This window comes from Streptococcus infantis, assembly GCF_964243025.1.
Taxonomy (GTDB): Bacteria; Bacillota; Bacilli; order Lactobacillales; family Streptococcaceae; genus Streptococcus; species Streptococcus infantis_N.
The window spans coordinates 290035-308678 of the sequence record NZ_CAXTDJ010000002.1 but is presented as its reverse complement, the minus strand read 5'-3'; the positions used below and the strand labels follow the sequence as shown (position 1 = coordinate 308678).

The window sequence follows — 18644 nt, the reverse complement described above, 5'->3', positions numbered from 1 at the left end:
TATGTCAAAAGATATTCGTGTGCGTTATGCACCAAGTCCAACAGGACTATTACACATCGGTAATGCCCGTACAGCATTGTTTAACTACTTGTATGCACGCCACCATGGTGGAACTTTTATCATCCGTATCGAAGATACGGACCGCAAACGTCATGTCGAAGACGGAGAACGTTCACAGCTTGAAAACCTTCGTTGGTTGGGCATGGACTGGGATGAAAGTCCAGAGACTCATGAAAACTACCGCCAGTCTGAGCGTTTGGAACTCTATCAAAAATATATCGACCAACTCTTGGCTGAAGGAAAAGCCTACAAATCTTACGTGACAGAAGAAGAGTTAGCAGCAGAACGTGAACGTCAAGATGCAGCCGGTGAAACACCTCGTTACATTAACGAATACCTTGGCATGAGCGAAGAAGAAAAAGCAGCTTATATCGCTGAACGTGAAGCGGCAGGCATCATCCCAACGGTTCGTTTGGCTGTTAATGAGTCTGGTATTTACAAGTGGCATGATATGGTCAAAGGTAATATCGAATTTGAAGGTGGCAATATCGGTGGGGACTGGGTTATCCAGAAGAAAGATGGCTACCCAACTTACAACTTTGCCGTTGTCATTGATGACCACGACATGCAAATTTCTCACGTTATCCGTGGAGATGACCACATTGCCAATACACCAAAACAGCTCATGGTCTATGAAGCACTTGGATGGGAAGCACCAGAATTCGGTCACATGACCTTGATTATCAACTCTGAAACTGGTAAGAAGTTATCTAAACGGGATACGAACACCCTTCAATTTATCGAAGATTACCGCAAGAAAGGCTACCTTCCAGAAGCAGTCTTTAACTTCATCGCCCTTCTTGGCTGGAACCCTGGCGGGGAAGACGAAATCTTCTCTCGTCAAGAACTCATCAACCTCTTTGATGAAAACCGTCTCAGCAAGTCTCCAGCAGCCTTCGATCAGAAGAAAATGGACTGGATGAGCAATGAGTACATTAAGAATGCGGATCTTGAGACTATCTTTGAAATGGCCAAACCATTCCTCGAAGCAGCGGGACGTTTGACAGACAAGGCTGAGAAATTGGTGGAGCTCTACAAACCACAAATGAAGTCAGTGGACGAAATTGTTCCATTGACAGACCTTTTCTTCTCAGACTTCCCAGAATTGACAGAAGCTGAGCGAGAAGTCATGGCTGGTGAAACGGTTCCGACTGTACTTGAAGCCTTTAAAGCCAAACTCGAAGCCATGTCAGACGATGAGTTTGTGGTAGAAAATATCTTCCCACAAATCAAAGCAGTTCAAAAGGAAACTGGTATCAAAGGGAAAAATCTCTTCATGCCAATCCGTATCGCCGTTTCAGGTGAAATGCATGGTCCTGAATTGCCAGATACCATCTACTTGCTTGGACGTGAAAAATCCATCCAACACATCGAGAAAATGTTGGCAGAAATTGCAAAATAGCATACAAAAAGAGCTCAAATATTGAGTTCTTTTTATATGTATACTTGTTTGAAAATGCAAATATTTTAGTGTATAATATGAATTGACAGGGCAAGGAAATAAGTTAGTGAGATGGTATTGTTACAACTAGACTCGGCTTAGTCTAACATTATTCCTAATGTTGGTCAGTCTACTTATTTTTTCTTTGCGTTTTGCTGAATAGAAGCAGAAATTCTTTTGTTCATGCAGTTACCATCCCTTACAATGACTTTGTTTTCGATCACCAGAGTTTCTCTACAAAGATTTTGGTCCAATTTGTCCAGCTTTTTAGAGAAGTATATCTACTCTTTCTTCTCCAAAAATAGAAAGAAATCGACTTTGCCCTGTTACCTTGCATTGTGCAAGGTTTTTTTGTGGAATAGTACTGGGAAATTTACGATTTCGTTTTGGAGTGGTATAATATTAACTATCCTGATGAATAGAGGAACTCGAATGAAAGAATTTAACAAATCAATAAAATTAGAGCATGTGGCTTATGATATCCGTGGTCCAGTTTTGGAAGAAGCTATGCGCATGCGCGCAAATGGAGAAAAAATTCTTCGTTTGAATACAGGGAACCCAGCTGAGTTTGGCTTTACAGCTCCAGATGAGGTTATCCACGACTTGATTATGAATGCCCGTGATAGTGAAGGCTATTCAGATTCAAAAGGTATCTTTTCAGCTCGTAAGGCCATCATGCAGTATTGCCAACTAAAGAAATTCCCCAATGTGGATATTGATGATATCTACCTTGGAAATGGGGTTAGTGAGCTAATCGTTATGTCTATGCAAGGTCTCTTGGACAATGGCGATGAAGTCTTGGTTCCTATGCCTGACTATCCACTTTGGACTGCGGCAGTCAGCTTGGCTGGGGGAAATGCCGTTCACTACATCTGTGATGAAGAAGCGGAATGGTATCCAGACCTAGATGATATTAAGTCTAAGATTAGTTCAAATACTAAGGCTATTGTTTTGATCAATCCCAATAACCCAACGGGGGCTCTCTATCCTAAAGAACTCTTACTAGATATCATCGAGATTGCTCGTCAAAATGACTTGATTATCTTTGCGGATGAAATTTACGACCGTATGGTTATGGATGGCAATGTCCATACACCCGTAGCAAGTTTGGCTCCAGACCTTTTCTGTGTCAGCATGAATGGTCTGTCTAAATCTCACCGTATCGCTGGTTTCCGTGTAGGTTGGATGGTCTTGTCTGGACCTAAACATCACGTAAAAGGCTACATTGAAGGTCTCAACATGCTTTCAAACATGCGACTTTGTTCGAATGTGCTTGCTCAACAGGTTGTTCAAACTTCACTAGGTGGTCACCAGTCAGTGGATGAGTTGCTTCTTCCTGGTGGTCGTATCTATGAACAAAGAAACTTTATTTATAATGCTATTCAAGATATCCCTGGCTTATCAGCTGTTAAGCCAAAAGCGGGTCTTTATATCTTTCCTAAAATCGACCGCAATATGTACCGTATTGATGACGATGAACAATTTGTCCTTAATTTCTTGAAACAAGAAAAAGTGCTTTTGGTACATGGACGTGGCTTTAACTGGAAAGAACCAGATCACTTCCGTATCGTTTATCTACCACGTGTTGATGAGTTAGCCCAAATACAGGAAAAGATGACTCGCTTCTTGAAGCAGTATAGTAGATAAGGCTTTCATAGCAAAAAAGCTGGAAACATTTGTCAGAGCTATTGACAAATACGTAAGAATCAGATAGAATAGTAAAGTATGTTTAGTAACTGATCACTTTATAGCCGGCTAAACGAATACAAAATCTATGAGGAGGTATTCATCGTGAAACGTACTTATCAACCAAGTAAACTTCGTCGTGCGCGCAAACACGGATTCCGTAACCGTATGTCAACTAAAAACGGTCGTCGCGTATTGGCAGCTCGTCGTCGTAAAGGACGCAAAGTTTTGGCTGCATAATCCAAACAAATGAAACAAAGAAGTCAGTAGGAACTCGAGCCTACTGATTTTTCTTTTATCTAAAAGATAGAATTTTCTAAAGTTATTGATTGAGAATAGACATTTTAGAAGACGTCTTGAAAAAATCACATATAGAAAAAGCTCAAAATCAGGAGGGGATTTCTCTGATTTTGAGCTTTTCTTTATTCTTTCAAATGATAAGAGTAGCTAGCAACGACGACATCTTCGTGCCATCTGAGAGCATATTTTAATTTAAGGCTCATTTGATTGTGGAGAATATTTTGCCAAGGTTTGTTAGGGATAAATTGGGGTACTAGAACTGTAACCGTGTAGTTCTTTTTCTTGGCTTCTTGAGAGATTTTTCGAACATATCGAACTGTAGGTGTGATAATATCGCGATAGCTGGTATTAATGTTTTTAAGAGTAATATTTGGGAAGTAGTCGGCAAATTCTTGGAGGATTTCTTGGTCTTTTTCCTCAGTTTCCTTGGTGGAAATGTGCATGGCCAAAACTTCATCTCCTATGCTTTGAGCGTAGTTAATCGCTCCGACACTGACTCGAGTAACATTTCCTACTAAGACAAGGACGACATTGCCATCGTAGGTTTTCTTTTGAATTCCTTCATAAAGTCGAAGTTGTTTGGCCACTTTTTGGTAATGACTGTGGATGGACAAAAAGAGGAAGGTTAAGACTAGGATAATTGGGAAGAAGGGCCAGATATCTCCAAGTCTGAAGAAGAGTAGGATAAGGACGATAGCGTAACAAATGATAGCGCCGAGGATGTTAGCAAATGCAGATTTTAAGAAATGAGAGCCTTTTTCTTTTTTCCAGTGGCGAATCATACCTGTTTGAGAAAGTGCAAAGGGGACGAAAACTCCGATAGTATAAAGAGGGATCAAGCGTTCTGTATTTCCGTTGAAAATAAGCAGAAGGATTATAGCACCAAAAGCTAAGGTTAAAATACCGTTTGAGTAACCCAGGCGGTCTCCCTTTTCCATAAAGAGATGGGGCATGTACTTGTTCTTAGCCATATTGTAAGCCAACATTGGAAAGGCAGAAAAACCAGTATTTGCAGCAACGGCTAGGATTAGGGCAGTTGAGAATTGGAAGAGATAATAAACAATCTGACCGAGAGTTGAATCCCCTAAAATCCCTTTAGCCATTTGTGAGAGGATTGTTTCTCCGTGTTGAGGTGTAATCCCCATCCAGTAGTTTAAGAAGGTAATCCCTGCAAATAGAAATCCAAGAATCAGAGACATGATTGTCAATGTTTGAGCTGCGTTTTTTTCTTTGGGGGTCTTGAAAAATGGAACGGCATTTGAGATAGCTTCAACCCCTGTTAGTGAAGCTGAACCGCTGGTGAAGGCTCTTAAAATTAGGACAATTGAGAGACTTGGGACAGTTTGACCAATTGCAGAAGTTGCATGATAACTGAGAGAGTCTGTCAATAGTTGGAAGAAACCAAATAATAAGAGGAAGACCGTACTAAAGATAAAGAGATAGACTGGGATCATCAGAGAGCTTGCGGATTCCTTTAGTCCTCGTAGATTTAAAAGCATGAGCAAACATACTAGAAAAATGGAGATGTGGAGGTTGTAAGGATGGAGGGCAGGAAGTGCAGCAGTGATAGCATCAGCTCCTGCTGCCACTGATACGGCTACTGTTAGCATATAGTCAACAAGCAGACTTCCCCCAGCAATCAAACCTAACTCAGGGGAGAGGTTTTCTCGAGTAACCATATAGGCACCTCCACCTTGAGGGTAGGCATGGATGATTTGTCTATAAGAAATGGTCAGGCTAGCTAATAGTAAGAGGACAAAAATGCCAATAGGGAGACTCCACCAGATAGCAAGCGGAGAAAGGCTGGCCAAGACGAGAACGACCTGTTCAGGTCCATAAGCGATAGAAGATAGGGCATCACTTGAAAGCATTGCGAGTGCCTGTGTTTTTCCAAGTAGTCCTCCTTCGCCTTCAGTTAAGGACTTAAGGGGACGACCAATAAAGGTATATTTTAGTTTTGTAAACATTTTCTTTCCTTTTCTGAAAATTTCAACAAGAGTTATTATACTGCTATGAAAAAAAGTCGTCAAGAAAAAATGAATGATTTCAAAATATTTTTTCCTATAAGGATGAGACTAGTTTTTTTGGTATAATAGAAGGTAGAAAAAACGAGGAAATATAAATGATTTTTGATACTCATACACATTTAAATATAGAAGAATTTTTGGGACGCGAAGAAGAAGAACTTGCCTTAGCGGCTGAAATGGGCGTAACTAGGATGAACATTGTTGGTTTTGACAAACCGACTATTGAGCGTGCTCTTGAACTAGTGGACAAGTATGACCAACTCTATGCGACGATTGGCTGGCATCCGACGGAAGCAGGGACATACACAGAGGAAGTGGAGTCTTACTTGCTAGAAAAACTAAAACATCCAAAAGTTGTTGCCTTGGGCGAGATTGGTTTGGACTACCACTGGATGACGGCATCTAAGGAAGTTCAAGAAAAGGTTTTTCGTCGTCAGATTCAGCTATCTAAGGAACTGGACTTACCTTTTGTAGTTCACACCCGTGATGCGCTAGAAGACACCTATGAGATTATTAAGAGCGAGGGAGTTGGTCCTCGTGGCGGGATTATGCACTCATTCTCAGGTTCTTTGGAGTGGGCTGAGAAGTTTGTGGAGCTTGGTATGACTATTTCCTTTTCTGGAGTGGTGACCTTCAAGAAGGCGACAGATATTCAGGAAGTGGCTAAAGAGTTACCTTTGGATAAGATTTTGGTAGAGACAGATGCACCTTATTTAGCCCCAGTACCCAAGCGTGGGCGTGAAAATAAGACAGCTTACACGCGCTATGTAGTAGACTTTATTGCGGACTTGCGTAGTATGACGACAGAAGAATTGGCAGTAGTGACAAGTACCAATGCAGAAGGCATCTTTGGATTGGAACGTAAATCATGAAAGAGAAAATTTCCCAAGTCATCGTAGTTGAAGGACGCGATGATACGGCCAATCTCAAACGTTATTTTGATGTGGAGACCTATGAGACTCGTGGTTCGGCTATCAATGAACAGGACCTTGAACGAATCCAACGTCTACACCAACGTTATGGGGTGATTATCTTTACGGATCCTGATTTTAACGGGGAACGCATTCGTCGGATGATTATGACGGCCATTCCGACAGTTCAGCACGCCTTTCTCAAACGTGATGAGGCAGTGCCAAAATCTAAGACCAAGGGACGTTCTCTAGGAATTGAGCATGCTAGCTACGAGGACTTGAAGACAGCACTAGAACAAGTAACTGAACAGTTTGAAGTAGAAAGCGACTTTGACATTAGCCGTAGTGACTTGATTCGCCTTGGTTTTCTAGCCGGAGCAGATAGCCGAAAACGCAGAGAATATCTAGGAGAAAGTCTTCGTATCGGTTATTCCAATGGGAAACAACTCCTTAAACGTTTAGAATTATTTGGGATCAGTTTAGCTGAAGTTGAAGAAGCTATGAAATCATATGAGAATTGAGAAACTCCCCCAAAATGTGGAGGGAATGTGATACAATAGAAGTAAGCATATACGGTCTAATCAGGCTTGCTTGCAAGCATTAGAAAAGTGACTCCATAGGAATTGTGCTAAGTGGAGATGATGAGGAAAAGTTATGGGAATCTTTGATTTTTTAAAAAAGACAGAAGCAACAAAAACAACTGAAATAACTGAATCCAATAAGGAAGCAGAAGAGGCGAAAGGCAATGCTTGCGTGGGTGTTCTAGATTTGTTCCCGATGAAGGAAACGAATCAATTATTGATTGTTGGGAGTCTAGAAGGTAGTATCAAGGTTGGAGATCAGTTGCAGTTTTGCAATCCCGACCAAGGAATGGAAAGTCTTGGTACTGTAGAGGTTAAAAAACTTAGCAGTCAAAACAAAGATGCAGATAGTCTAACTGATGAAGTTCTTGCCCATCTAGTGGTTGATATGACTCCTTCTTTGGATAAACTGAAAAAGGGAAGTGTGCTCTTTAGCTCAGGTATTGAGGAAGAGCAAAAATTATCTAGCTACTCAGATGCTCTTTATCGTGCTTTTGTAGCCATCCAAGAGGGTCAGTTAACCAATGAGGATTATTTGACAGCTAGCCTTGACGACAGCGTAGAGATTTTACGTCTCTTTTTATGGAAATGCCGTCAAAATCAGGAAACTGAAAGTGAAGAAAGCTATCAAGCCAACACTCGCAAGTTGGAACGTCTAGCGGAAATCGTTAAGGACAAGTTGTTAGTAGCAGATTCTGTTTATGCAGTATATTCGGAAAAAACGGGCGAACCTTACCTCTTTTCAACTACTTATGACAGAGGTGAGGAAGGTTATCTGTGTACTGATCCCATGATTATGCTTTTGACACCATCTTGGTATCGCCAATTCAAGGAAACTATTGACAGTCGACCAAACTCAGTCGTAAAACTGATTGAAAATACGGAAGATAAAAAAGGGATTGAAAATTTCCTTGGGACAGCTTTTTACTTAAATGGTGCCTTGGGAGCAATCTTTAATTCTAAGGAAGTTAGCATCAGTGCCTCTGCCTTGGTTCAAAAACCAGATTTTTCTGATTTACCAGAAATACAAGTTCCTGTCATGAATCCTGACCTGGTAAGATGGATGCTGTTGATGGGGCAGATGGACCAACCGACTACAGAAGAGCAAGAACTAGTTTATGGGCTTTACTACAAGTTCTTCTCTATGGCTATGCCTAAAGCAAAATTCTTGCTTCCATTAGATGCAGCATCAGGATTCCCAGAGGATAATTCAGAAGGAAATTCCTTTGTTTTGGAAAAAGATGCTAACTTTAATATTCCCGTTAGAGAAGGAAAAGATGGGCGAAACTCTGTTCCAGTATTTACAGATTGGAAACGTCTGCGAATGGTTTTTGATGAAAAGTGGAATGGCATGATTGAAAGCGCTGGTAACATGATTGAATTCTTTGACTATGCCATTAACCCAACGGAATACCATGAAGCGGGCGCCTATGTTAGCCTAACAGCTTTTAGAGACATGCAAAAGCTTAGTGAGGGACAAGAAGGAAGAGCTCAAGATTAGAAAGTTCTTTAATATTAGAAAAGAGAATAAATGAGAATTGCAGATTATAGCGTGACCAAGGCAGTGCTGGAGCGTCACGGTTTTACCTTTAAAAAATCCTTCGGGCAAAATTTCTTGACCGATACCAATATCCTCCAAAAAATTGTGGATACGGCTGAGATTGATGATCAGGTCAATGTCATTGAAATTGGTCCAGGAATTGGTGCCTTGACGGAATTTTTGGCTGAGCGTGCAGCTGAAGTCATGGCCTTTGAGATTGATCACCGTTTGGTGCCAATTTTAGCAGATACCCTGCGTGATTTTGACAATGTGACCGTAGTTAACGAGGACATTCTAAAAGTTGACCTAGCGCAACATATCCAAAATTTTAAAAATCCTGACTTACCAATCAAGGTAGTAGCAAACTTGCCTTACTATATCACAACTCCTATTCTCATGCACTTGATTGAAAGTGGCATTCCTTTTAGTGAATTTGTGGTTATGATGCAAAAGGAAGTGGCGGATCGTATTTCTGCTCAACCAAATACCAAGGCATACGGTAGCTTGTCTATTGCTGTGCAGTATTACATGACGGCCAAGGTTGCCTTTATCGTACCTCGTACGGTCTTTGTGCCAGCGCCAAATGTGGACTCAGCTATCTTGAAAATGGTGCGTCGCCCAGAACCGGCTGTAGCAGTGGAAGACGAGAACTTCTTCTTTAAAGTTTCCAAGGCCAGTTTTACTCATCGTCGTAAGACCTTGTGGAATAATCTGACAGGTTACTTTGGGAAGACCGAGGAAGTCAAGGATAAGTTGACCAAGGCTCTGGACCAGGCAGGCTTATCACCAAGTGTACGTGGTGAAGCTCTTAGCTTGGCAGAATTTGCCAGTCTAGCAGATGCGCTTAAAGGACAAGGACTCTAAGATGCAGGGACAAATCATTAAAGCTTTGGCCGGCTTCTACTATGTAGAGAGTGAAGATCAGGTCTATCAAACACGCGCGCGTGGGAATTTTCGTAAAAAAGGCCATACGCCCTATGTTGGAGATTGGGTAGATTTTTCTGCGGAGGAAAATTCCGAAGGTTATATCCTCAAGATTCACGAACGAAAAAATAGTCTGGTTCGCCCACCCATTGTCAATATTGACCAAGCTGTTGTTATTATGTCCGTTAAAGAACCTGACTTTAATAGCAATTTATTGGATCGCTTCTTAGTACTCATAGAACATAAGGGCATTCATCCTATCGTTTATATTTCTAAAATGGACCTCATGTCAGATCGAGGAGAATTGGATTGTTACGAGCAGACCTATCGTGCTATTGGTTACGACTTTGTGACTAGTAAAGAGGAACTCTTGCCCTTGTTGACGGACAAGGTTACGGTCTTCATGGGGCAGACAGGTGTTGGAAAGTCAACCCTCCTTAATAAAATTGCACCTGACCTCAATCTAGAAACGGGAGAAATTTCTGATAGTTTAGGTCGTGGTCGTCATACCACTCGAGCTGTTAGTTTTTACAATCTCAATGGTGGGAAAATCGCAGATACACCAGGTTTTTCGTCGCTAGATTATGAAGTATCAAGTGCTGAAGAGCTGAACCAGGCCTTTCCAGAGATTGCTAGTGTCAGTCGCGACTGTAAGTTCCGTACTTGTACGCATACTCATGAACCATCTTGTGCAGTGAAACCAGCAGTAGAAGAGGGCATCATTGCAAACTTCCGTTTCGACAACTATCTACAATTCCTCAGTGAGATTGAAAATCGTAGAGAAACCTATAAAAAAGTCAGCAAAAAAATTCCAAAATAAGGAGAAACCTATGTCTCAATACAAGATTGCTCCGTCAATTCTGGCAGCAGATTATGCCAACTTTGAACGTGAAATTAAACGCCTAGAAGCAACTGGGGCAGAATACGCCCATATCGATATCATGGATGGTCACTTTGTACCTCAGATCAGCTTTGGTGCAGGTGTAGTCGAAAGTCTTCGACCTCATAGTAAGATGGTCTTTGACTGCCACTTGATGGTCTCTAACCCAGAACATCATTTAGAGGATTTTGCGCGTGCAGGAGCTGACATCATCAGCATCCATGTTGAAGCGACACCTCACATCCATGGAGCTCTTCAAAAGATTCGCTCTCTTGGTGTCAAACCTTCGGTCGTCATCAATCCTGGTACGCCTGTTGAGGCGATTAAACATGTGCTTCATTTGGTTGACCAAGTATTGGTCATGACGGTTAATCCTGGATTTGGCGGGCAAGCTTTTCTGCCTGAAACCATGGATAAGATTCGTGAGTTAGTTGCCCTTCGTGAGGAAAAAGGCTTGAACTTTGAAATCGAAGTCGATGGTGGTATTGATGACCAAACCATTGCTCAAGCCAAAGAAGCTGGCGCTACAGTTTTTGTAGCGGGATCTTATGTCTTTAAGGGAGATGTCAATGAACGAGTGCAAGCTCTCAGAAATCAACTGGACTAAAGCTGCAGTTTTTGCAGGGGGAGACCGCGGTCACTACCGGACAGATTTTGACTGTTTTGTCGGTGTGGATCGTGGCTCACTCTGGGTATTGGAAGAAGAACTTCCTCTTGCTTTAGCAGTTGGGGATTTTGATTCTGTGACTGTAGAAGAACGTCAGTTGATTCAAAAACGTGCCCAGTACTTTGTCCAAGCTCAGCCAGAGAAGGATGATACCGATCTGGAACTAGCACTGTTAACGATTTTTGAAAAAAATCCTCAGGCTCAGGTGACCATTTTTGGTGCCCTAGGGGGTCGCATCGACCATATGCTGGCTAATGTCTTTCTACCCAGCAATCCCAAATTAGCACCTTACATGCGTCAGATAGAGATTGAGGATGGACAAAATTTGATTAGCTATTGTCCAGAAGGTACCAGTCAACTAGAGCCACGTTCGGACTATGATTATCTTGCTTTTATGCCTGTGAGGGATAGCCAGTTGACTATTCTTGGTGCCAAGTATGAACTGACGGAGGCGAATTTTTTCTTTAAGAAAGTTTATGCTTCTAACGAATATATAGATAGGGAAGTTTCGGTGACTTGCCCAGATGGCTATGTGGTCGTACTGCATAGCAAGGACAGGAGATAGGATGGAGATTATATTACTACTGTTACTAATTGCTAACCTAGCCGGCCTCTTTCTTATTTGGCAAAGGCAGGATAGGCAGGAGAAATACCTGACCAAAAGTTTAGAAGACCAGGCAGATAACCTTTCAGATCAGTTAGATTATAGATTTGAGCAAGCCAGACAGTCTAGTCAACTTGACCAAAAAAATCTTGAAGTGGCTGTTAGCGACCGTTTGCAGGAGGTGCGAATCGAATTGCACCAAGGTCTGACCCAGGTTCGACAGGAGATGAATGAAAACCTCCTCCAAACCAGAGATAAGACTGACCAAAGACTACAGGCCTTGCAGGAGTCAAATGAGCAACGTTTAGAGCAGATGCGCCAAACGGTCGAGGAAAAGTTAGAAAAGACCTTGCAGACACGCTTGCAAGCGTCTTTCGAGACAGTTTCAAAACAACTGGAATCTGTCAATCGCGGCCTTGGAGAAATGCAGACGGTTGCCCGTGATGTCGGCGCTCTTAATAAGGTCTTATCTGGTACAAAAACTCGAGGAATTCTAGGAGAATTACAACTGGGACAGATTATTGAAGATATCATGACACCTGCCCAGTATGAACGAGAATTTGTAACGGTTGAAAACTCTAGTGAACGTGTGGAATACGCCATCAAGTTACCTGGACAAGGTGACCAGGAATATGTCTATCTACCGATTGATTCTAAGTTTCCACTGGCAGATTATTACCGTCTGGAAGAAGCCTATGAAGCAGGTGATAAGGAAGAAATCGAAAATTGTCGCAAATCACTCCAAACAAGCGTTAAGCGTTTTGCCAAAGATATCAAGAACAAGTACATTGCACCACCAAGGACGACCAATTTTGGAGTTTTGTTTGTTCCGACAGAAGGTCTTTACTCAGAAATCGTTAGAAATCCGATTTTCTTTGATGGTTTGAGACGGGAAGAGCAGATTATCGTTGCGGGACCAAGTACCTTGTCAGCCCTTCTCAATTCCCTATCTGTTGGCTTCAAAACTCTAAATATCCAAAAGAGTGCCGACCATATTAGCCAAACTCTAGCCAACGTCAAAACCGAATTTGGCAAGTTTGGTGGTATTCTGGTTAAAGCGCAAAAACACCTCCAACATGCCACTGGTAATATTGATGAATTATTAAACCGACGTACTTCAGCTATCGAGCGAACTCTCCGACATATTGAATTGTCAGAAGGTGAGCCTATGCTTGATTTGCTCCAGTTCCAAGAAGATGAGGAAGAATATGAAGATTAGTCACATGAAAAAAGATGAACTGTTCGAGGGCTTTTACCTGATCAAATCAGCCGATCTGAGACAGACGCGTGCTGGGAAAAATTACCTAGCTTTTACCTTCCAAGATGATAGTGGGGAAATTGAAGGGAAACTTTGGGATGCCCAACCTCATAACGTTGAGGCCTTTACCGCAGGAAAAGTTGTCCACATGCAAGGGCGTCGTGAAGTTTACAACAACACTCCACAGGTAAATCAAATCACCCTTCGCTTACCTCAGCCTGGCGAACCTAATGATCCAGCAGACTTCAAGGTCAAATCGCCAGTGGATGTTAGGGAAATCCGTGAGTATATGGCACAGATGATTTTCAAGATTGAAAATCCCATCTGGCAACGAATCGTTCGGGCCCTCTATACCAAATATGATAAAGAATTTTATTCTTATCCAGCTGCTAAGACCAACCACCATGCCTTTGAAACAGGGCTTGCTTATCATACAGCGACTATGGTTCGTTTAGCAGAGGCAATTGCAGATGTCTACCCACAGCTCAATAAGAGCTTGCTCTACGCTGGAATTATGTTGCATGACCTGGCTAAGGTTATTGAGTTAACAGGTCCGGACCAGACAGAGTATACAGTGAGAGGAAATCTTATCGGGCATATCGCCTTGATTGATAGCGAGATTACCAAAGCAGTTATGGAACTTGGTATCGATGACACTCGAGAAGAAGTGGTGCTTCTGCGCCATGTGATTCTCAGTCACCATGGATTACTCGAGTATGGTAGTCCAGTTCGTCCTCGTGTGATGGAAGCTGAAATTATTCATATGATTGATAATTTGGATGCGAGTATGATGATGATGTCAACAGCTCTGGCTCTTGTTGATGAGGGGGAAATGACCAATAAGGTCTTTGCAATGGACAATCGTTCCTTCTACAAGCCAAAATTAGACTAGAAACTAAAAAAATGAGCTTTATTTAGACGATAAAGTTCGTTTTTTTTGCTTTAGTGTGTTATAATGAGAAAAAGACTAATTAAAAAGAATGGTGAATAACTAATGAAATTAAGAAGAAGTGATCGGATGGTTGTTATTTCCAATTATTTGATTAACAATCCATACAAATTAACCAGTCTCAATACCTTCGCGGAAAAGTATGAATCTGCCAAATCTTCTATTTCAGAAGATATTGTCATTATTAAGCGCGCCTTTGAAGAAATTGAAATCGGCCATATTCAAACGGTGACAGGTGCTGGTGGTGGAGTTATTTTCACACCATCTATCTCTACCCTTGAGTCCAAAACAATCATCCAAGAGCTTCGCGATAAACTTTCAGAGAGCGACCGCATTCTGCCAGGAGGCTACATTTATTTGTCTGATCTCCTTAGTACTCCGGCTATTTTAAAAAATATTGGACGCATTATTGCCAAGAGCTTTATGGACCAAAAGATTGATGCTGTTATGACGGTAGCGACCAAAGGGGTTCCGCTTGCAAATGCAGTAGCAAATGTTCTCAACGTACCTTTTGTCATTGTCCGTCGTGACTTGAAAATCACAGAAGGTTCAACTGTGAGTGTCAACTATGTTTCAGGTTCTAGCGACCGTATTGAAAAAATGTTCCTTTCAAAACGTAGCCTTAAAGCAGGAAGCCGTGTCTTGATTGTTGATGACTTCTTGAAAGGCGGAGGAACGATTAACGGTATGATTAGCCTTTTAACAGAGTTTGATTCTGAGTTAGCTGGTGTAGCTGTCTTTGCTGATAATGCGCAGGAAGACCGTGAACAGCAGTTTGACTACAAATCACTCTTAAAAGTTACCAATATTGATGTGAAGAACCAACAAATTGAAGTTGAAGTTGGGAACATCTTCGAAACAGAAAAATAAGAGAGAATAAGATGCTTAAAGGTTGGAACTTTCGTCCCAGCCTTTCTTTGATAATGAACATGAAGGAGCCCTATGAAGACGCCATTTATTAAACGTGAAGACTTAGAAAAGATTGTTGAAGAGTTTCCAACTCCATTCCATCTCTACGATGAAAAAGGTATTCGCGAGAAAGCACGCGCAGTTAATGAAGCTTTCTCTTGGAATAAAGGCTTTAAAGAATACTTCGCAGTTAAGGCAACCCCAACCCCTGCTATCTTAAAAATCCTACAAGAAGAAGGATGTGGAGTGGATTGTTCTAGTTATGTAGAACTCTTAATGAGTCACAAACTAGGATTTGCCGGTTCCGAAATGATGTTCTCATCGAACAATACTCCGGATAGAGAGTATACTTATGCCCGCAAATTAGGGGCGACGATCAACTTGGATGCCTTTGAAGATATTGAGCATTTAGAACGTGCAGCAGGCATCCCTGAGATTATCTCATGCCGTTACAATCCTGGTGGCTTATTTGAACTAGGAACGGATATTATGGATAATCCTGGTGAAGCTAAGTTCGGGATGACTAAGGAACAGCTCTTTGAAGCTTTTGCTATCTTGAAAGAAAAGGGAGCAAGAACTTTTGGGATTCATTCCTTCCTAGCTTCTAATACTGTGACTCATCTCTATTATCCAGAATTGGCGCGCCAGCTTTTCCAGTTAGCCGTTGAAATCAAGGAAAAATTAGGAATTTCCCTTGATTTTATCAATCTTTCTGGAGGAATCGGGGTCAACTATCGTCCGGACCAGGAGCCAAATGATATTGCTTTAATTGGTGAGGGTGTTCGTCAGGTTTATGAAGAAGTTCTTACGCCAGCAGGTCTTGGTCAAGTTAAGATTTTTACAGAACTAGGACGCTTTATGTTAGCGCCTCATGGAACTCTAGTGACTAAAGTAACCCATAAAAAGAAAACCTACCGAACTTATCTCGGAGTAGATGCATCAGCTGTCAATCTTATGAGACCGGCTATGTATGGAGCTTATCACCACATCACCAATATGATGAATCCTGACGGTCAGACGGAAGTCGTTGATGTTGTTGGCTCTCTTTGTGAAAACAACGACAAGTTTGCAGTTAATCGTGAACTACCTCAAACAGAAATTGGTGATTTGTTAGTCATTCATGATACAGGTGCGCATGGCTTCTCTATGGGCTACCAGTACAATGCCAAACTTCGTTCAGCAGAGGTCCTCTATACAGAGGACGGTAGTGCACGACTAATCCGTAGAGCAGAGCGACCTGAGGACTATTTTGCAACTCTCTATGGATTCGACTTTGACAAGGATTAGAAGAATTTTTGAAAATCATGAAAGTTGAAAGTGAAAAACAGTTTGTTTTCTAAAAAATAGACAAAATCTGTGGTTTTTCTTTTCAGGCATGATATAATAAAGCTATAAAACGGTTTCAAGGAAGGTGACGTGATGTCTGAAGAAACAATTGACTATGGACAAGTGACAGGAATGGTGCATTCGACAGAGAGTTTTGGGGCGGTAGATGGCCCTGGGATTCGTTTTATTGTCTTTTTGCAGGGCTGTCAGATGCGTTGCCAATATTGCCATAACCCTGACACGTGGGCGATGGAAACCAATAAATCTCGTGTACGAACAGTAGATGATGTTCTAGAAGAAGCGCTTCGTTATCGTGGTTTCTGGGGAGACAAGGGAGGCATCACAGTCAGTGGAGGAGAAGCTCTCTTGCAGATTGATTTCCTAATTGCTCTCTTTACAAAAGCAAAAGAAAAAGGTATCCACTGTACCTTGGATACTTGTGCCCTTCCATTCCGTAATAAGCCACGTTATTTAGAGAAATTCAACAAACTCATGGCTGTGACAGACTTGGTTCTTCTTGATATCAAGGAAATCAACGAAGCACAACACAAGATTGTAACCAGTCAAACCAATAAAAATATCTTGGCATGTGCTCAGTACTTGTCAGATATTGGGAAACCTGTTTGGATTCGTCACGTTCTTGTGCCTGGATTGACAGACCGTGATGAAGATTTGATTGAACTTGGGAAGTTCGTAAAAACTCTTAAAAACGTTGATAAGTTTGAAATCCTACCCTACCATACTATGGGAGAATTCAAATGGCGTGAACTTGGGATTCCGTATTCACTCGAAGGGGTTAAACCTCCAACAGCAGATCGTGTCAAAAACGCTAAGGAATTGATGGATACAGAAAGCTATCAAGATTACATGAAACGTGTACATGGATAAAAAGAAGCCTGATGGGAACATCGGGCTTTTAAGTTTACACAAATAAATACAAATAAGATTAAATTAAACAAAATTTTTATGATTTATATGACAATACAGATTTTATAAAGATTTAAAATTCTGAAAAAAATCCGAAAATTATTGGTTAATATATACTTGTTTAAATTGATACAACAAATTGAATAGGAGAATATCATGGAACAAAGTATTACCATTAAAAATCTATGTAAGTCATATGGTCAAACTCAAATTTTAAAAGATATTTCTTTTGAAGCAAAAGCAGGTAGAGTGACTGCTTTCCTGGGTCCAAATGGAGCTGGTAAAAGTTCAACCTTACGTATCTTATTAGGATTAGACAAAGCAACATCTGGTCTTACCAAAATTGGAGATCAAACTTATAAGGAATTAAAATTTCCTCTAAAGACTGTAGGAGCTTCATTTGACAGTGTAGGTGCTCCTGATGATCGGACTGTTTATCAACATTTGAAAATTGTTGCTGCTAGTAATGGGATATCCAGCCAGCGAATTGAGCAAGTCTTGGATATGGTGGATATTAGCCATAAGAAAAAATCTAAAATAGGAAAATTATCATTAGGAGAAGGACAACGCTTGGGAATTGCAACAGCTCTATTAGGGAATCCTCAGTATCTGATATTGGATGAACCGATAAATGGGTTGGATCCAAGAGGAATTCGGTGGTTTAGAGAGTTTATAAAAAAACAAGCTCAAGAAGGGAAGACAGTCTTGCTATCATCTCATATATTATCAGAAGTGGAAGCAGTAACAGATGATGTGGTCATCATAAATAAAGGCAAAGTTCTTATAAAAGGGACTTTACAAGAAGTGATGAAAAATCTTTCTTCACTGGAGGAAGTCTTCTTTAGATTAACAGAGGGAGGAAAGTGACATGGTACTTATTTACTCTCTTCATTCTGAAATCTTGAAATTACTTTATAAGAGAGCTACTCATGTTGTACTATTCTTGATACTAGTATTTCAAACGTTTTTAGCAAATATTGGTGCATCTCAAATTGTTTCAGTTGGTATCCATGCTACCCCAGAGACAACCCCAGAGTTAGTAGAAGCTATTCCCCCTATTGAATTTTTAGGTTTTGATGTTACTTTAGTTGGTGTTTTTTTTATGATTATCTTAGGCTCAATCTACGGAGCTGAAGAGTATAAAGACTCTGCTATTCGCACAAGCCTCCTCTATAATACGAGTCGAAGTACTTTCCTAGTTTCAAAAACATTAGTATGGCTGGTATTTTCTTTTGTCATTTCCTTCCTATCAATATTTCTGACGATTAACATGACACATTATGTTTTAGGACAAGATGGTTTATTGATTTTTTCACTAAATGGGACAGTTTGGTTCTATATGTTTTTGGACAGTATAGCTTGGACCTTGTTGGGGCTTTTAGCCTATATTCTGGCTTTAACATTTAAAAAAGCCCTTGTTCCCCTATTGTTTTTGCTTCCTCAAGTCTACAATTTAGGAACATTCTTAGCCAATCATATATCAATTGCGAAATTTCTTCCAATTTCATTGAGCTATGGACTTATTGCTACATCTCCTCAAATGTTAGAACAGAATAGTTTACAAAATATTTTGCTTTTACTATGTTGGAATTTGTCATTCTTGGCTTTGGCAATTTACCGCGTACTTCAGTCAGATATTGGAGGAGGAGAATGA

18 protein-coding genes are annotated in these 18644 nt (G+C 40.9%); 17 read left to right on the top strand and 1 reads right to left on the bottom strand.

Annotated elements, in window-relative coordinates:
• Position 1: 1 nt before the first annotated feature.
• The 3 genes from gltX (at position 2) to rpmH (ending at position 3427) form a co-directional block, all read left to right on the top strand.
• On the top strand, positions 2-1462 hold the full coding sequence (gene gltX, locus ACESNQ_RS03810; RefSeq protein ID WP_373075149.1) for a glutamate--tRNA ligase: 1461 nt from the start codon (positions 2-4) through the stop codon (positions 1460-1462).
• Positions 1463-1933: 471 nt separating this feature from the next.
• Entirely contained in the window at positions 1934-3148 is a 1215-nt protein-coding gene (locus ACESNQ_RS03805; RefSeq protein ID WP_373075147.1) for a pyridoxal phosphate-dependent aminotransferase, read from the top strand.
• Positions 3149-3292: 144 nt separating this feature from the next.
• Positions 3293-3427: a 50S ribosomal protein L34 gene (gene rpmH / locus ACESNQ_RS03800; RefSeq protein ID WP_000831905.1), complete on the top strand. Its 135-nt coding sequence runs from the start codon at positions 3293-3295 to the stop codon at positions 3425-3427.
• Between the two features lie 182 nt (positions 3428-3609).
• Here rpmH and kimA read toward each other — a convergent pair whose 3' ends face one another.
• Positions 3610-5454 (bottom strand): potassium transporter KimA, encoded by a 1845-nt coding sequence (gene kimA, locus ACESNQ_RS03795; protein WP_373075135.1) that lies wholly within the window; start codon positions 5452-5454, stop codon positions 3610-3612.
• A gap of 155 nt (positions 5455-5609) precedes the next feature.
• Between kimA and ACESNQ_RS03790 the strand changes: the two genes are divergently transcribed.
• From ACESNQ_RS03790 to ACESNQ_RS03725, 14 genes are all read left to right on the top strand, one after another.
• A complete protein-coding gene (locus ACESNQ_RS03790) occupies positions 5610-6386 on the top strand; it encodes a TatD family hydrolase (RefSeq protein ID WP_373075134.1) in 777 nt (258 codons plus the stop codon).
• A complete protein-coding gene (rnmV, locus tag ACESNQ_RS03785) occupies positions 6383-6946 on the top strand; it encodes a ribonuclease M5 (RefSeq protein WP_373075132.1) in 564 nt (187 codons plus the stop codon). The genes ACESNQ_RS03790 and rnmV overlap by 4 nt, the downstream gene beginning before the upstream one ends.
• 133 nt (positions 6947-7079) lie before the next feature.
• The gene (locus ACESNQ_RS03780) at positions 7080-8507 is read left to right on the top strand and encodes an SseB family protein (RefSeq protein ID WP_373075130.1); all 1428 of its coding nucleotides are present in this window, start codon (positions 7080-7082) and stop codon (positions 8505-8507) included.
• Positions 8508-8537: 30 nt separating this feature from the next.
• Complete coding sequence (gene rsmA / locus ACESNQ_RS03775; protein WP_001216838.1) at positions 8538-9410, top strand: 16S rRNA (adenine(1518)-N(6)/adenine(1519)-N(6))-dimethyltransferase RsmA; 873 nt, start codon at positions 8538-8540, stop codon at positions 9408-9410.
• 1 nt (position 9411) lies between these two features.
• Positions 9412-10290, top strand: a complete 879-nt coding sequence (rsgA, locus tag ACESNQ_RS03770) for a ribosome small subunit-dependent GTPase A (RefSeq protein ID WP_373075176.1) — start codon at positions 9412-9414, stop codon at positions 10288-10290.
• A 10-nt stretch (positions 10291-10300) separates the two neighbouring features.
• Positions 10301-10957: a ribulose-phosphate 3-epimerase gene (gene rpe, locus ACESNQ_RS03765; protein WP_049529734.1), complete on the top strand. Its 657-nt coding sequence runs from the start codon at positions 10301-10303 to the stop codon at positions 10955-10957.
• Positions 10920-11582, top strand: coding sequence for a thiamine diphosphokinase (locus ACESNQ_RS03760; RefSeq protein WP_373075128.1), 663 nt, complete (start codon positions 10920-10922; stop codon positions 11580-11582). The genes rpe and ACESNQ_RS03760 overlap by 38 nt, the downstream gene beginning before the upstream one ends.
• 1 nt (position 11583) lies before the next feature.
• The gene (locus ACESNQ_RS03755; protein ID WP_373075126.1) at positions 11584-12840 is read left to right on the top strand and encodes a DNA recombination protein RmuC; all 1257 of its coding nucleotides are present in this window, start codon (positions 11584-11586) and stop codon (positions 12838-12840) included.
• Complete coding sequence (locus ACESNQ_RS03750; RefSeq protein WP_368909431.1) at positions 12830-13771, top strand: 3'-5' exoribonuclease YhaM family protein; 942 nt, start codon at positions 12830-12832, stop codon at positions 13769-13771. The genes ACESNQ_RS03755 and ACESNQ_RS03750 overlap by 11 nt, the downstream gene beginning before the upstream one ends.
• A 102-nt stretch (positions 13772-13873) precedes the next feature.
• Positions 13874-14698, top strand: a complete 825-nt coding sequence (purR, locus tag ACESNQ_RS03745; RefSeq protein WP_006147832.1) for a pur operon repressor — start codon at positions 13874-13876, stop codon at positions 14696-14698.
• A 72-nt stretch (positions 14699-14770) separates the two neighbouring features.
• Complete coding sequence (locus tag ACESNQ_RS03740; RefSeq protein WP_368909432.1) at positions 14771-16024, top strand: diaminopimelate decarboxylase; 1254 nt, start codon at positions 14771-14773, stop codon at positions 16022-16024.
• Positions 16025-16156: 132 nt separating this feature from the next.
• Positions 16157-16951, top strand: coding sequence for a pyruvate formate-lyase-activating protein (gene pflA, locus ACESNQ_RS03735; protein WP_004251620.1), 795 nt, complete (start codon positions 16157-16159; stop codon positions 16949-16951).
• Between the two features lie 195 nt (positions 16952-17146).
• A complete protein-coding gene (locus tag ACESNQ_RS03730; RefSeq protein WP_373075122.1) occupies positions 17147-17857 on the top strand; it encodes an ABC transporter ATP-binding protein in 711 nt (236 codons plus the stop codon).
• A gap of 1 nt (position 17858) precedes the next feature.
• On the top strand, positions 17859-18644 hold the full coding sequence (locus ACESNQ_RS03725) for an ABC transporter permease (protein WP_373075121.1): 786 nt from the start codon (positions 17859-17861) through the stop codon (positions 18642-18644).